The sequence below is a fragment of the Shouchella hunanensis genome (assembly GCF_028735875.1).
Taxonomy (GTDB): domain Bacteria; phylum Bacillota; class Bacilli; order Bacillales; family Bacillaceae_D; genus Shouchella; species Shouchella hunanensis.
Window position 1 is genome coordinate 821,716 of the sequence record NZ_CP117834.1, and the last position, 14,349, is coordinate 836,064.

At 39.9% G+C, this 14,349-nt stretch carries 17 protein-coding genes; 10 read left to right on the forward strand and 7 right to left on the reverse strand.

The annotated features are described in order from the left end of the window. Nucleotides 1–18: 18 nt before the first annotated feature. The gene (locus PQ477_RS04400) at nucleotides 19–474 is read left to right on the forward strand and encodes a GNAT family N-acetyltransferase (RefSeq protein ID WP_274273012.1); all 456 of its coding nucleotides are present in this window, start codon (nucleotides 19–21) and stop codon (nucleotides 472–474) included. 124 nt (nucleotides 475–598) lie between these two features. Here the strand turns inward: PQ477_RS04400 and PQ477_RS04405 are convergent, their stop codons facing one another. Then, on the reverse strand, nucleotides 599–1,225 hold the full coding sequence (locus PQ477_RS04405) for a TetR/AcrR family transcriptional regulator (protein WP_052008255.1): 627 nt from the start codon (nucleotides 1,223–1,225) through the stop codon (nucleotides 599–601). A gap of 159 nt (nucleotides 1,226–1,384) precedes the next feature. On the opposite strand from PQ477_RS04405, the gene PQ477_RS04410 reads away from it, so the two are divergent. The 5 genes from PQ477_RS04410 to PQ477_RS04430 all read left to right on the forward strand — a co-directional run bounded on the left by PQ477_RS04410 (nucleotide 1,385) and on the right by PQ477_RS04430 (nucleotide 6,006). Further along, complete coding sequence (locus PQ477_RS04410) at nucleotides 1,385–2,863, forward strand: MDR family MFS transporter (protein ID WP_274273013.1); 1,479 nt, start codon at nucleotides 1,385–1,387, stop codon at nucleotides 2,861–2,863. 466 nt (nucleotides 2,864–3,329) lie between these two features. Continuing rightward, entirely contained in the window at nucleotides 3,330–3,782 is a 453-nt protein-coding gene (locus PQ477_RS04415) for a VanZ family protein (protein WP_274273014.1), read from the forward strand. A 66-nt stretch (nucleotides 3,783–3,848) separates the two neighbouring features. Further along, complete coding sequence (locus PQ477_RS04420; protein WP_274273015.1) at nucleotides 3,849–4,541, forward strand: metallophosphoesterase family protein; 693 nt, start codon at nucleotides 3,849–3,851, stop codon at nucleotides 4,539–4,541. A gap of 310 nt (nucleotides 4,542–4,851) precedes the next feature. After that, nucleotides 4,852–5,478 carry a SafA/ExsA family spore coat assembly protein gene (gene safA / locus PQ477_RS04425; protein WP_274273016.1) on the forward strand — a complete coding sequence of 209 codons (627 nt, stop codon included), beginning with the start codon at nucleotides 4,852–4,854 and terminating at the stop codon, nucleotides 5,476–5,478. Between the two features lie 99 nt (nucleotides 5,479–5,577). After that, on the forward strand, nucleotides 5,578–6,006 hold the full coding sequence (locus tag PQ477_RS04430) for a hypothetical protein (protein WP_144559823.1): 429 nt from the start codon (nucleotides 5,578–5,580) through the stop codon (nucleotides 6,004–6,006). 306 nt (nucleotides 6,007–6,312) lie between these two features. Here PQ477_RS04430 and PQ477_RS04435 read toward each other — a convergent pair whose 3' ends face one another. Further along, on the reverse strand, nucleotides 6,313–7,068 hold the full coding sequence (locus PQ477_RS04435) for a hypothetical protein (protein WP_148297282.1): 756 nt from the start codon (nucleotides 7,066–7,068) through the stop codon (nucleotides 6,313–6,315). 150 nt (nucleotides 7,069–7,218) lie between these two features. On the opposite strand from PQ477_RS04435, the gene PQ477_RS04440 reads away from it, so the two are divergent. The 3 genes from PQ477_RS04440 (at nucleotide 7,219) to PQ477_RS04450 (ending at nucleotide 9,376) form a co-directional block, all read left to right on the forward strand. Next, complete coding sequence (locus PQ477_RS04440; RefSeq protein ID WP_144559827.1) at nucleotides 7,219–8,034, forward strand: MBL fold metallo-hydrolase; 816 nt, start codon at nucleotides 7,219–7,221, stop codon at nucleotides 8,032–8,034. Nucleotides 8,035–8,144: 110 nt separating this feature from the next. Then, nucleotides 8,145–8,642, forward strand: a complete 498-nt coding sequence (locus tag PQ477_RS04445) for a L,D-transpeptidase family protein (protein ID WP_187204535.1) — start codon at nucleotides 8,145–8,147, stop codon at nucleotides 8,640–8,642. 83 nt (nucleotides 8,643–8,725) lie between these two features. Then, nucleotides 8,726–9,376, forward strand: a complete 651-nt coding sequence (locus tag PQ477_RS04450) for an SGNH/GDSL hydrolase family protein (RefSeq protein ID WP_274273017.1) — start codon at nucleotides 8,726–8,728, stop codon at nucleotides 9,374–9,376. A gap of 118 nt (nucleotides 9,377–9,494) precedes the next feature. Here the strand turns inward: PQ477_RS04450 and PQ477_RS04455 are convergent, their stop codons facing one another. Then, nucleotides 9,495–10,094, reverse strand: a complete 600-nt coding sequence (locus PQ477_RS04455; RefSeq protein WP_144559832.1) for a hypothetical protein — start codon at nucleotides 10,092–10,094, stop codon at nucleotides 9,495–9,497. 280 nt (nucleotides 10,095–10,374) lie between these two features. Between PQ477_RS04455 and PQ477_RS04460 the strand changes: the two genes are divergently transcribed. Continuing rightward, the gene (locus PQ477_RS04460; protein WP_035395033.1) at nucleotides 10,375–10,578 is read left to right on the forward strand and encodes a cold-shock protein; all 204 of its coding nucleotides are present in this window, start codon (nucleotides 10,375–10,377) and stop codon (nucleotides 10,576–10,578) included. Between the two features lie 45 nt (nucleotides 10,579–10,623). Here PQ477_RS04460 and PQ477_RS04465 read toward each other — a convergent pair whose 3' ends face one another. The 4 genes from PQ477_RS04465 to PQ477_RS04480 form a co-directional block, all read right to left on the reverse strand. Beyond that, nucleotides 10,624–11,403 carry a nucleotidyltransferase domain-containing protein gene (locus PQ477_RS04465; RefSeq protein WP_246117069.1) on the reverse strand — a complete coding sequence of 260 codons (780 nt, stop codon included), beginning with the start codon at nucleotides 11,401–11,403 and terminating at the stop codon, nucleotides 10,624–10,626. A gap of 9 nt (nucleotides 11,404–11,412) precedes the next feature. Beyond that, a complete protein-coding gene (locus tag PQ477_RS04470) occupies nucleotides 11,413–12,210 on the reverse strand; it encodes a pentapeptide repeat-containing protein (RefSeq protein WP_144559834.1) in 798 nt (265 codons plus the stop codon). Between the two features lie 137 nt (nucleotides 12,211–12,347). Beyond that, a complete protein-coding gene (locus PQ477_RS20885; protein ID WP_432813887.1) occupies nucleotides 12,348–13,649 on the reverse strand; it encodes an N-acetylmuramoyl-L-alanine amidase in 1,302 nt (433 codons plus the stop codon). Between the two features lie 165 nt (nucleotides 13,650–13,814). Continuing rightward, complete coding sequence (locus tag PQ477_RS04480; RefSeq protein ID WP_274273018.1) at nucleotides 13,815–14,339, reverse strand: tetratricopeptide repeat protein; 525 nt, start codon at nucleotides 14,337–14,339, stop codon at nucleotides 13,815–13,817. Nucleotides 14,340–14,349: the final 10 nt, after the last annotated feature.

Here is a 14,349-nt window from a genome sequence, read left to right on the forward strand (position 1 = left end):
GAGAAAGGCGGGATACATATGAGTGACATGCTTGTAGCTCTTTACTCTTTACCCAAGGAATCCATTCCGGCAAACCTTATTGTCAGGCGCGCTTTAGCTCCAGAAAAAACAGTCGTCTTGAATTGGATTAAAGCAAATTTTAGTCAAGGCTGGGCAGATGAATGCGATGTCGCATTTAGCCGCGAGCCAGTATCATGCTTCCTCGCGATTCAACACGAACAATTAATTGGCTTTGCGTGCTATGATGCTACGTTAAAGAATTATTTTGGACCGACTGGTGTTCATGAGTCAGCAAGAGGAGCAGGCGCTGGTAAAGCTTTACTACTACGTTCACTCCATGCGATGAAAGACGCTGGTTATGGGTATGCCATTATCGGTGGTGTTGGACCAGCAGAATTTTACGAAAAATCGGTGGGTGCAACGCTCATCAAAGAATCTAGTCCAGGCATGTACAAGGGGCTGTTAAAAGACTAACGTACTCCTATGTTCATTGGAAACAGACGATAGTGAAGATGGTATAGCCTTTAAAAGGCATATGGGGTACCGTAACGAACACCGCTAGTCAAAAAGCTCACCAACATAAACTGCTGGTGAGCTTTTACGCTTGTTTCATTAGTGGTAAAAGAATAGGCATCATTAGCGTATCAACTATCCGTTCAATATAGGCCCGATCGAATGGTTTTCCAATAAGGAAAATTCGATACGTTATTAAGGCGGGACCGATGTCAGCTAATAAATCCAAATCCGTTTGCTTTAGTTCGCAGCCGTTTTTTAAAAAAGGATTTACAATCGATTCAATCGTACGTCGATGGCGTTGGTAAAAATCATTGTGAAGCCCTTTTTCTAATTCTTTGTTATGAGGAATTGCCGATCCAATCGCAGTTAGTGCTTTTTGATGATGCTCGTGATCACCACGAAATACAAGACATAGTAAATCAATTAATTGATCACGTAACGTTTTACTATAATCAAGCTTTTCACAGAGTGTCTTAAATGGACTGATTGAGGCAGAGGCATCAATGACTAAAGCTTCCTTAGAAGACCAACGTCTATAAATCGTTGCTTTTCCTACCTTAGCCTTTGCTGCAACTGCTTCTATTGTTAATCCGTCATAACCAACATCCGCCAACATATTAAGAGTGGCCTCTAATATCACTTGGTTTCGCGTTAAATCCATTGGTCTGCCTCTTTTTATTTCTTCGCTTGCATTCTCCGATGCCGTCAAGGACTTGCCCCCTCCTTTTCTATCATCTCTGTTTCATAGTGTAGCACTCAAAAATTCCCATGACAATTATTTATGAAACTGTTGCGTTTCGAAAATGATGATGATAAGCTAATTTAGCTGAACAAAAGGGTTCGTATATTTATTCAAGGGGGTATCTTTATGGCAATCGTTGCTGAGGGTAGTGGTGCAGCAAATGAACCAAATAAGCAAGCTGTCAATCCAATACCAATTATTGCTGTTCTTCTTTCTGGTGCCTTCGTTGCCATTTTAAGTGAGACGATTCTTAACGTCGCATTAAATGCAATTATGGCTGATTTTGGCATTCAATCTAGTACAGCCCAGTGGCTCGTGACAGGGTATATGCTTGTCATTGGAACACTGATTCCTATATCCGCTTATTTTATGCAGCGGTTTACAACAAGGCAGTTATTTATTACAGCAATGACGTTGTTTTGTACTGGAACATTGGTTGCTGGTTTAAGCCCCTTCTTTACTCTCTTACTTCTAGGGCGCTTAACACAAGCTGTAGGTACAGCTATTATGATTCCATTGCTTATTAACATTATTTTAGCAGTCATTCCGATTGAAAAACGTGGTGCCTCAATGGGTATGGTTGGCTTAGTTATCATGTTTGCACCGGCAATTGGTCCGACTGTATCAGGTGTCATCGTAGAAAATCTATCTTGGCGCTGGTTATTCTTTATTATTCTTCCTATTGCGTTAGGCTCTCTCTTATTTGGAATAAAGGTGTTAACAAATATAGCCGAAGTATCGAAACCAAAACTTGATATATTATCATTTCTACTATCAACACTTGGTTTTGGGGGAGTCGTTTATGGCTTTAGTGCAGCCGGAAAAGGAGATGCGAGCTTTGCAGATCCAGCTGTATTTACCTTCTTAATCGTCGGTTTTGTTTCGTTAGGGATTTTTGTCTTTCGACAACTTAAACTTGAATCACCGTTATTAGATGTACGGGTATTCCGGTACCCTATGTTCACCATCGGCCTTCTCATGGTGATGATGGTCATGATGACGATGTTTGCAATGATGCTAGTCATGCCCATTTATATGCAAGGAGCACTAGCATTCACGCCCATTATTGCAGGACTTGTTATGCTTCCAGGTGGATTATTAAATGGGGCAATGTCACCTATCATGGGGCGTTTGTTTGATAAATTCGGACCACGTCCGTTATTAATACCAGGAACAATTATTTTAGCAACGATTGTATTTACGTATCGGTTTACGGTTCCTGGTGTACCTGTTTGGATTGTCATTGTCCAGCAAGCCATTCTTATGATTGCTGTTGCAATGATTATGATGCCTGCGCAAACCAATGGCTTAAACCAAATACCAGAGAAGCTGTATCCACATGGAACAGCCATAATGAACACCCTCATGCAAGTATCTGGCGCTATTGGTGCGGCACTGTTTATTTCCGTAATGGAGACAGGTCAGCAAAGTTACCTAAATGATCAAGGTACAACACTAGCTGAAGCAACGGAAGGTCAAGTTGTGGAAGCCTTAACTTATGGCTCTCAACAAAGTTTCTCTACTGGTTTTTATATGGCAATTATTACAATCATATTGGCCCTACTCGTTAAAAGAACCACACAAACAAAAAAGACAAACGGTTAACCGTTTGTCTTTTTGTTTGCATTCGATTCGACACTATCATTTTAAGATGAGGAAAAAGAAAAGCATGCGAAAGTGTTTCTGAGCTTAATGGCTCTTACGAGAGAACCAAAACAGAGTGCTATGTAACGTTAAGACGTCACTTAATTGATTACGATGAAGGCTCTACATACTGGAAGAGCCGCTAGACAGACACTTCGTTGCTCGTTCGACATTAGCAACAAACAATTGCTTTTCTGAAAAGGAGCACAGATGATATACTTCAGGGGTTGTTGTATCATTCTTCACTTTTTTTTACAATAAACAAAGCTATTTCTCAGGGTTTAGCGAAATAATGGTTTATTGCGAGAAATTTCTCATTTATTTCCTGGGGAATACCGTCGAACAGATATACACAGGAATCTGTTTTATCATTCTCCGACAAGATCTTTTATAATCATGTCGTTTAGTTGCTTGAAAGGTGTTTTTTATGAAAAAAATTAGTAGCTGGTGTGCAGTTATTATTTGGATGGCTTTAATCTTTTACCTCTCTCACCAACCTGGAGGGGAATCATCTCATTTAAGCGGTGGCGTTCTTACATTCATTCATGCGCTCATCCCCATGTTTGACTTGCATGAAAATGAATGGATTCATACATTTGTAAGAAAAGGCGCACATCTTGGAGCATACCTTATTCTTGGTGCGCTATTTATGATTGCTCTTCGTTCTAGTTATCAAACAACTCTGCGTAAAAGAGCCTTTATAGCATTTATTAGTAGCTTTCTTTATGCTATTTCTGATGAAGTTCATCAATTGTTTGTTCCAGGTCGAAGTGGACAAGCAACTGATGTTCTCATTGATAGTTTAGGCGCGGCGATTGGAATCGGTATTTATTTAGCTATTTCAAGATTTATGAGCAGCAGAAACCGTTCTCCTCGATAAACAATCAAGAACTACATAACTCCATATCATTTTTGCTATAATGAAAAGAAAAAGGACGGGTTCTATTTGAAGAATGTATTTGTGGTGGGTGATATTCACGGTTGCTTTGATGAGCTCAATGAATTGTTACAGCATTGGGACAAGGAACAAGATCAACTCGTCTTCTTAGGCGATTATATTGATCGCGGGAAAGACTCACGAAAAGTACTTGAGTTCATTCAAAACCTTGTTCAAACAGATGGAGCAATTGCGCTAAAGGGAAATCATGAACGAATGTTTATTGATTGGCTTAACGAATGGCAAACAGAACGTTTTATTCGTAACGGGGGAAAAGAAACGATTTATTCACTTCTAGGTACTGATACAGAAATAGATGAACGTCGTGCTATTGCAGAGGCGTATCCTCAAACGATTCATTTCCTAAAGAATCTCCCACTTTACTACGAATGGGGTGACTATTTATTCGTTCATGCAGGTATTAACCCAGCCCTACCGGATTGGAAACAAAATACTGAACATGATTTACTTTGGATAAGAGACGCCTTTCACTATCAAACAAATCCGACCACCAAAGTCATTATCTTTGGCCATACACCTGTTCAAATGCTTCATCCTGAACCGCAGAGTCAACCCTGGATTTCATCTTGCACAACAAAGATTGGAATGGACGGTGGTCTTGTATTTGGTGGGAAGCTCCTTGGTCTTCGAGTATCATCAACAGGTACGTATGAATGGTTTGAGCAACAAAAGCACGAATAGTTCGTTCACAGGAAGCTTGGGTGTTTCCCAAGCTTTTTAAATAAAATTTGAAACGCTTTCCTTCGCTCCCTTTCTACTATTGTCATTGCCATCTATAAAGACATAATTATAAAAATGTTATGACTATAGGAGTATCTCTGGTAATATTTAGTAAAAACCTAAGAGAAACGTCTTTTTTTAATTCGTATGTTACACTGTTGTAAAGAAACTGAAATGAAACATCCTTTCTTCTCCATTTATACACATTCTTTCATAATCACCCAACTCTCACCTCTTTTTTTTCTTTTTATCCCCCCTTATAGTAAGGCTTATGAAAACATTACTCACTTTTTTTACTACACTTTTATTGTCTGTCACTTTAGTCTATGGTTTTTCATCAGAAGCAAAGGCAGCGTCAACACACACTGTTCAATCTGGTGATACAATGTGGAAAATTGCGGTTCGCTACCAAATTGGTGTTCAAGAAATAATTGATGCGAATCCACAGCTTTCCAACCCAAATGTGATTTATCCGGGTCAAACGATTCAGCTTCCTACTCAGCAGTCTCAAGAACAATCCATTGAACAAGAAGTCGTTCGTCTCGTTAATGCAGAACGTGCAAAGCATGGTTTGCAGCCTTTAAAAGAAAATTGGGAACTTTCCCGTGTTGCCCGATTTAAATCAGCTGATATGCGAGATAAGAACTATTTTAGTCACACATCTCCTACATACGGAAGTCCACATCAAATGATTCGCGATTTCGGCATTCAATACCGTGCTTCAGGGGAAAACATCGCTGCTGGTCAAACAACTGCACAAGCTGTGTTTAATTCTTGGATGAATAGCTCAGGGCACCGACAAAATATATTGTCTCCAACCTATACTGAAATTGGCGTTGGTTATGCGGAAGGAGGCTCTTATCGTCACTATTGGACGCAAATGTTCATTAGTCGATAAAGAAAGGCGATTGTGGTTTACCACATCGCTTTTTTTATTTATCTAAGTTCACGTATAGTCTTAATAGAATAGGAAAGAGTAACGAATGAGGTGGTAAATGTGCATTCTCAACTAAAAATAGTCGTTCTTTTACTTGTATGTATCTTGGTCATTCGGCAACCAATTGCTATGGCAGCAACACCGATAGAAGTTTTTTCCTTAGACGAAGAAAAAGTGGTTTATCAAACAGGAGGTACCCTTAAAGCACAGCATACAGCACAACAATTCATTCAATCCATTGACGGTTTAGTGACGGCCATTAACCCACTTCCGCCATCAGGATATTTGATAAAAGTAACGTTTGATCAACCATATCTCGTGAAAAATTATTGGTTTGATGCAACGGTTACGCAAGCAGTCTTTGTATATGAAAAGGATCATCCCAGCTCTGTTATGCTGATAAATGAGGATAATCAATCTGTTTTTTTCACACTTAGTCGAAATGTTGAGGAATTTTTTACAATTATTCAATTTAAACCTACTTCATAATAACTCGAGTTGTATCGTAGGCGCTTGTCTTATTTTTCGAAATAGTAGGTGTTTGGTCGTTCAAAGTGTGTTCCCCTTACATATAGTGCTAATGTGAGCTTGACTTATTGCTCACGTGGATGAACAAAACTGCCAGCGTTATGAAAGTCCAATAGGATATAAAAGCCTGAAATCATTCCCCTCTTTTTACAGAAAAAGATCACTTCTCGCTTTTATATGATGTAGGAACTTTTGACTATGCTACCCATCTTGCAAACTCATGTTAAAGGACCTCCTCAAAAGGAAGCGAACCGCCTTCGCTTCCTTTTAATTTTGTACCATATGACGGTCTATAGGCTGGAGGAAAGTCACTTTCCGCTTACCGTGCTTTACAACTTTAAGACGGCGAAAAGAAGTGTGTTCAATTAAGGTTGATTTGTCACTCACAATGGCAACAACGCCATTAGTGGCTAAGACACCGTAAAGATTTTGAAGCATCTGCTCGACTGGTGAGAGGGCGTTTGAATCCCAGCTAACCAGTTCACCATATGGAAGATCAGCTATCACGATCTGAACCTCTTTAAGCTTCGGGACTTCCTTAACTGCGATATTAAATTGAAAAATTTCTCCTTGCACCTCTCCTGTTTTGTCCAAATAGCTTTTTAGGCGGTCAGCACTCTTTAGTGCCTCTGCATGAGCACTCTTGTTATATAGCTTGAAATCCTTTTCTAATTTTCTTTTCCGTTGTGCTAATCCCTCATAAGTAAGTAAATGTAAATTAGATTGTCCTGTTTCAATAATAGTTTTGTTACTATCCGAACCATATAGCGTTTGTATAGAATCACCGTGTAAAAATCCAATTGCAGTAAGAAGATGTGCTCCACCACAACAAGGGTCATACACCGTTAACTGTGTTTGTTTCTGAAGATAGGAACGGCTTATTTGAAAAATTTCACTCGTTAATCGTATAGGAAACCCTGTTGATCCAGGCGCATTATAAAGAACACGACCACTTGCAAAATCGCTAAAATCTCTTTTAACCGTTTCATATGTAAATTGCATATTCGCTTCAACTCTCCCCATCTCATTCCATCTTTTTATGGTAGCTTTTTTCTTTTTTTCTTGCAATCCATCTTCATCTATTTGTCAAATCGAAGGGTTTCAGCTATAATTCCCCTATAAAATGAATCATTATTCATTTTATAGTTTATAAGAGTGAGGTTGTCTTCTTTCATGTTTAAAAAAAGGGTAAACGAACGGTTTAAGAACAATGTCCATATGGTTGAAGGAAATGTAACGTTCCAGAAGATACAGTTAAACACAATCAGTTTTGCTACTGACGGTATTATTATTGATGCCGCCGCCGCTTCTGTTAAATCACTCTTCACCCCATTTTGGGAAAAACACAACATAGATGGACTGTATTGTACTCATATACATGAGGATCATACTGGTTGCGCATCTTGGTTTGAAAATGAAAGAGGTGTTCCAATTTTTTTAAATGAACGCTCACTATCAGAGGCAAAACGAAGAGGCTCTTACCCACTTTATCGGCGCTTGTACTGGGGAACCCGTCTACCTTTTAGTCCCATTTCTATGCCCGAAAGGTTTGAAAGCAGAAGGTCTAAATGGCGCAGTATTCATACCCCTGGTCACTCTTATGACCATACGTCACTATTAAATGAATCAACTGGTCAATTATTCTCTGGTGATTTATACGTGCAAACAAAAACAAAAGTCGTTATGAAAAGTGAATCCATTCCAACGATTATTGATTCTTTAAGGAAGGTTCTTCAATTTGAATTTGATGACGTTTTTTGTTCTCATGCTGGCTATTTGCCAAGAGGAAGAACTAATCTTCTTAATAAACTGCAGTATTTGCAAGAAATTCAAGAAAACGTTTTGACTTTACATAAACAAGGCCTTTCTACTAAAGACATTCAGCGACGTTTATTTTCACGAAAATACCCAATTACGTTTTTTTCATATGGCCAGTGGGACTCAAAGCATATGATTACGTCCATATTAAAAGAAGCTTCGTCTACCTAAGAGTTACATTACGTTGTGTAAAAAAATATTCTACACCTCATTTTTTATTTTTGGCGTCTTTTCTATTAAAGCCACATACATTAACTAAAACGTTTCAATGAGGTGATTTTCTGTATACACATATTGTTCAACCTGGGGAAACTTTATACGCTATTTCAAACGATTTTAGAATTGATCTTATTACGTTATTATCTGCCAATCATCTGCACCCTTCAAGTCAGCTTTTCGTTGGGCAGTCAATCATCATTCCCACTTTACCAGATCCACAAACAATTCCTTACAGCATTCACGTATCCTTAAACCAGCACCAGCTATCACTTTATCACAATGGTCAACTCATTCAACAGTACCCAATTGCAGTAGGGAAAATGCTCACTCAAACCCCAACCGGTTCTTATGTCATTATAAACAAAGCACCTAATCCAGGGGGCCCATTCGGTGTCATGTGGATGTCTTTATCAAAACAGCATTATGGGATTCATGGAACAAACGACCCGTCTTCTATCGGACGTTCGGTTTCACACGGTTGCATTCGAATGTACAACCAGGACGTAACACAACTAGCTGCAACCATTCCTATTGGCACACCTGTCACAATTTCACCGTAAATGGTCCTATTTTTATCGTCAATGATTGAGATTTATCTTTCGTTCTATTAGAATTATTCTAAAAATAGAAACGAGGGAACCCTATGTCAACTATTCATAACGAACGCATCCTTTTTATTGGTGATTCTATTACAGATTGCAATCGGAACCGAAGCGAAAGAGAACATGATTCTGATCGATTAGGTCACGGCTATGTTTCTTTTATTCATGCCCTCTTACAAGCAACGTACCCTAGTAAGCATTATAAAGTGACCAACAAAGGCATTGGTGGCAACACCATTCGTGACTTACAAGAGCGTTGGCAAAGAGACGTTTTAACATTAAAACCAGATTTACTCTTTATCATGATTGGTATAAATGATGTTTGGCGACAATTCGATCAACCTTCTGATTTCGCTCAACATGTCTATCCAGACGAATTTACAGGAACGTATCGTCAACTCGTCGAGCAGTCTTCAGCTAAGAAGATTTGTCTACTGTCTCCCTTTTATATTCAAAGTGAAAAAGGAGACCCGATGCGAAAAATGATGGATCATTACGGAGATCTGACAAAGTCAGTTGCCGAAACATGCCACGTCTCATTTATTGATCTACAAAAACAAACGTTTGATCCATTAATGCAAGGGCTAGACGACATTGAAATTGCTCAAGATCGTATCCACCCTTCTTCTGTAGGGCATATGGCGATTGCGAGAACCATTTTAAAGCATTTAGACTTTAAATGGGACAACTAGAAAAAACGTTGAAGTCCCTTCCATCATGAGAATACTTCAACGTTTTGCATCCTTTTTAAAAAGAGAATGATTAAAGTTAGAAACTGCTTTTCTTAACCACCAATGAATGGACTAGTTTTTAGCTTGCTAACATGAAAGACAGTTCAATCTCCTCCGTTAGCTGATCCCCACCTAAATCGGTGCTTGGTCCATTCATGGAAAACGTTAGTTCAGTGACGCCTTGAATTGATTCCAGCGGGAATAACAGACGAACTTCTTTCGTATCACCCTCTTCAAAATGTGGCTCAACATCGTCACTCAATACAAGACTTGCTGTTTCAACTTTCTCACCAGTATTCGCTTCTAAACTCGCTTCTCCATATGGGACATACATCGTTTCGTCAGAAGCATTTTCTATTGTTAGCATCATTTCTACATAGTCGATCGTTTCATCTCCTGTAGTTGCTGCAACAAAGCCTTCTAAATCAGCCATGCCAAGATCAATCTGGGTAATTGTCATCTCAACAGGTCCCTCTGTGTTAGCTGTGACATCCGTAAAGCGTTCGTAAACAGAAAATGTCCCTTCTTCTCTCTCTTCCTCCTCTAATACCGTTTCATACTCCGTTTCGTTTTCATTGCTTTTGTCTTGTTCTGTTCCTTCTTCGACTGAATCGCTACTAGTACAGGCAGTTGCCATAAGAAGTGCAACGGTAATACCGCTAAATGACCACTTATTCATTCGTGAAACCTCCATAAAAACGTTTGTACATGATCCTATCACACTGAAAACGGGCTTGTAACGTCAGACACTTAAACGTAATTAAATCGTAAATGGTTTTTTATAATAAAGGAGGCTTTTCATAAAAATATCGAAAAGGCTTGCAAAAACAGAAATCATCTGATAAGATTAAGATTGCTTATTTTTGTTCGTGTAATAGCTTAAGTCTTTCGTCTTGAGTTTCGCTTTGAGCAAGGATAGGAATACAATTGTGCGAATAACGCACTAGGAGGCAACAACAATGGAAACAGGTACAGTTAAGTGGTTCAACGCAGAAAAAGGATTCGGCTTCATCGAGCGCGAAGGTAACGACGATGTATTCGTTCACTTCTCAGCGATCACTGGCGAAGGCTTCAAGACGTTAGAAGAAGGTCAAAGAGTTTCTTTCGAAATCGAAGATGGCGCACGTGGCCCTCAAGCTGCTAACGTAGTTAAAGAAGGTTAATCTTCTTTCTATAAAAACAGACTCGGAAATCCGAGTCTGTTTTTTTTATGTTAATTCTTTAATCATACGCTCCCAGAAAAGAGGAACTTGTAAGTTCTCTTTTATTTCAGATTGAAGCCATTCATGCTCATCTTTCAATAAAGCGACGGTTCTTTTTACAGCTTGTTTATGTCGAGCTGGTGTTGAATCGTTCATTCCTTTTAAAAATGACTCAGCAATGGAGGCTGGAACATTTTTCTCTAGTGCTTTTAAACCGAGCTGAGCCCGTTCTGGAGCGTAATGATGCAAGAGAACTTTTGCTAATCGAGCATGTACATAACTCAGGAGATGAGCTGCCCACGCATGATTGCTTCGTTGATTGGCTTTATAATATTGGAACAAGAACCAAGCCACATCATATGCTTCGTCTTCAAACTCCTGCTGAGTTAACACCAGCGTTTGCTTTTCTCGATACTGATCTAGCCGTTGATTGGGATCATAAACGATCGAGAAGAAATCTTTTGATACGAACGTTTTTTCTGTAACCGTGTAAAAATCAACGTGTAATAAGTTATCATAAACGGCAATAATCTGTGGAGCAATAATAAAAATGTCTTCATGAAATACGATCTCTCTGTATGCCTGAAGATGCTTCAGCCGATCTTCGAGAAACGCCACTTTCTCTTCTTCACGAACGAGCACATAAAGATCGACGTCTGAAAATGCATCATGCTCGCCTCTTCCCATGGACCCTTTTAAGAACACAGCCTCTACACGTTCGTCTTTTTTTAAACTTTCAGCGATTTGCTGCACTGCTTCCTCTTGTCTACCCATTCCTGTTCTCATGTCTCCTTTTCAACCGACTTCGTTCCAGTGATTTGGCTTTACTAACCCACTTGGGAGAATCGTCTCTTTATTCCCTACTGCTCCATTCACTTGTGACTGGGTTAAAAAAAGCGCATCCTTCATGTTTGCACCGTGTAATTGAGCATCTCGCAAATCTGCTCCAAGAAAGTCTACTTCTCGTAGATCTGCTCCTTTTAAATTCGCCGCCATAAGCCACTTTCCTCGGAACGATGCCCCTCTTAGAGATGCACCCTTTAGCTTCTTTCCAATCAAATCGGTCGCTAACGGCTTTTGCTTGAACGACTTTCGGTAGGCTACGCTAACTTCATTTAGCAACTGCCCTACTTGACCATGAAATCGATCAATGTCTATCTGCATAATCGCATTCGGCATCTGCTCAGTTCTCTCCATTAATGCTTGTTTAAGTGATAATAGTTCCTCTACGAGAACATCACCAGCAACAGCTATTGCTTCATTGAGGTAAACAATCATCTCATGAACTCGCTGAACAACCGGAAAAACAGCAAACATCTCTTTAGACAGGTGGGGATTCTCTCTCCAGCTCTGTTTCGCATAGAGCGTTTGAGATACATACTGACCTGCCCCAAAGCACTCATAGGTGACACAGCCCTTATAGCCACATGTACGTAAGCTGTCATGGATAGCGCAATGATTCATAGTAGATAAATGGACGCAAGGCTCTCCAATTGGTTTATCACTCGGGAAGTCTGCAGATTCCATATAGGGTAGCGCAACACAGCACAAACCCATACATTGTTGACAATCTGATGTCCATTCCCTCTCCATACCTGCCACCTCTTTCATCTTCATTCGATACGGCTTTTCGCACGCTTACATTCCTGTCATTATAGCACGTCCATATTCAATCCATAAAAAAAGTCCTAAGAATTGGCGTAGCTTCTTAAGACTTCATATGCATTCAATCACCCAGAGAGCTGATTTAATAGACGCGAGTTCTGTTGTGCAGTCCCACGATAGTTTGCAATGCCATATTGAGACGCTAATCTAGACCGATTTGAAAACGATGAATCGACTCCAATTCGATTGAGGTAATCAACAATTCCTTCCCCTTGACGAGCTTTCGGAAGAGAACTCGAATGGTTTGAGCCGCCGTTTCTTAGTCGCTGTAACAACTGCGTATTTTGAGCAGCAGTACCAGTGTAATTCTGAATGCCATTTTGCCGTGCTAGGCGAGCTCGGTTCTCGAAGCTTGAATCAACACCAATACTGTTTAAATAGGTCACGATACTTCCTGTTGTTTGGTTTCCACTATTGCTCGGTGGCGTAACATTTCCATTACGCACTAACGAGAGCAACCGTGTATTTTGTTCCGCTGTTCCGGTATAATTTTGAATGCCATTTTGCCTTGCTAAACGAGCTCGGTTTTCGAAGCTTGAATCAACGCCAATACTGTTTAAATAGGTTACGATACTTCCTGTTGTTTGATTCCCGCTCCCACTCGATGGTGGTGGAGCCGGTGATGGAGATGGTGTGTTCCCACTAGACTCTTGTCCATTTCTAAGCAGTGAAAGCAGTCGCGTATTTTGTTCTGCCGTTCCTGTATAGTTCTGGATCCCATTTTGGCTTGCTAAACGAGCTCGGTTTTCAAAGCTTGAATCAACGCCAATACTGTTTAAATAGGTCACGATACTTCCTGTTGTTTGGTTCCCGCTACCGTTTGATGGCGGTGACGTTGGTTGTGGGCTTGGCGCTGGTGCATTGTTTTCCTCTTCTACTGGAATAGTGCTTGCATTTGGAATTAATGTACGGAACATTTCAATTCCACCTGCATTTATAATATTGGCGGGGCAGCGTTTTCCACTCCAATGTTGGTGTGCCACAACACGGTCAAGAGGGATTTGAAACTGATCCATCAATTGACGAGTTAATTGTCCCGCATTTCGCATCGCCTGTTGGAAGTCACCATCTCGGTTCACACAAATTTCAATTCCAATTGATTGACGGTTTCCTGTTCCACTACCACCATCGCCTGCATGCCAACCGTTTTCATTTAATGGCAAGTGCTGATAGATTGTTTGGCCATCATCAACAGTAAAATGCCAACTGACTGCAGTAGTAGGGTTTTTTACATATCTAGCGTGCATCGCAGCATTGGCTCCGGCGCTTGTATTAGCGGTTTCATGAATAGTAATATAGGTCGGATTCAACGCATAACCAGGTCGATTTCCATTAGAAGCAGGGATAAAGTCTTGGATGATATTCATATAAATCTCCTTTCACTCTGTCATTTAATACTTTATTCACTCATTAGAGAAAAGAGAAAGGCATGTGCTGAAAATCAAACAAAATGTACGATTGTCTTTAAATCTTGTTGAGAATAACACTGTTCGAAATCATCCTTGACTTCTTGCATTTTTGTGACACCAACCTTAGACCAATAAACGTAATGCTTGTTTCGTTGACTCAATAAGCGTTTCGTCCCCTTTCTGTAATCTCAAGGCATAAGCCTCTTCGAAGCACCGTCGTGCCTTCCTAAGTTCATTCATTTCCCACAAACATTTACCCTTGTGCTGCAGAATAAAATCATCATACTCACTAACGCTTAACCGGTGAGCTATTTCAGATGCTTTTCTGAACCACGCAAGCGCTTCATCATGTAGGTGTGCACACTTAAGAACTTCACCAAATCGTATGGAGTTGATTAACAATGATTTATCGCCTCCATTATCTTCTGCTTTTTGTAGACAGCGCTGATAATAGTAAAAGGCTTGTTTTGTTTTTCCGAGAACGCGGTAAAAATACCCAAGCATCGCATAGTCTTGATCCTCACCACAGTCTTTTAAGTAAACAATTGCTACTTCCAACTTTTTCGGGTCAACTGTTTGCTCTCGTAAGTAATTGGAACGATCGAAGTAGATCGTGGCGTTTGCTTCTTTTAAAATTATGTCTTTCATCTTTTCACCT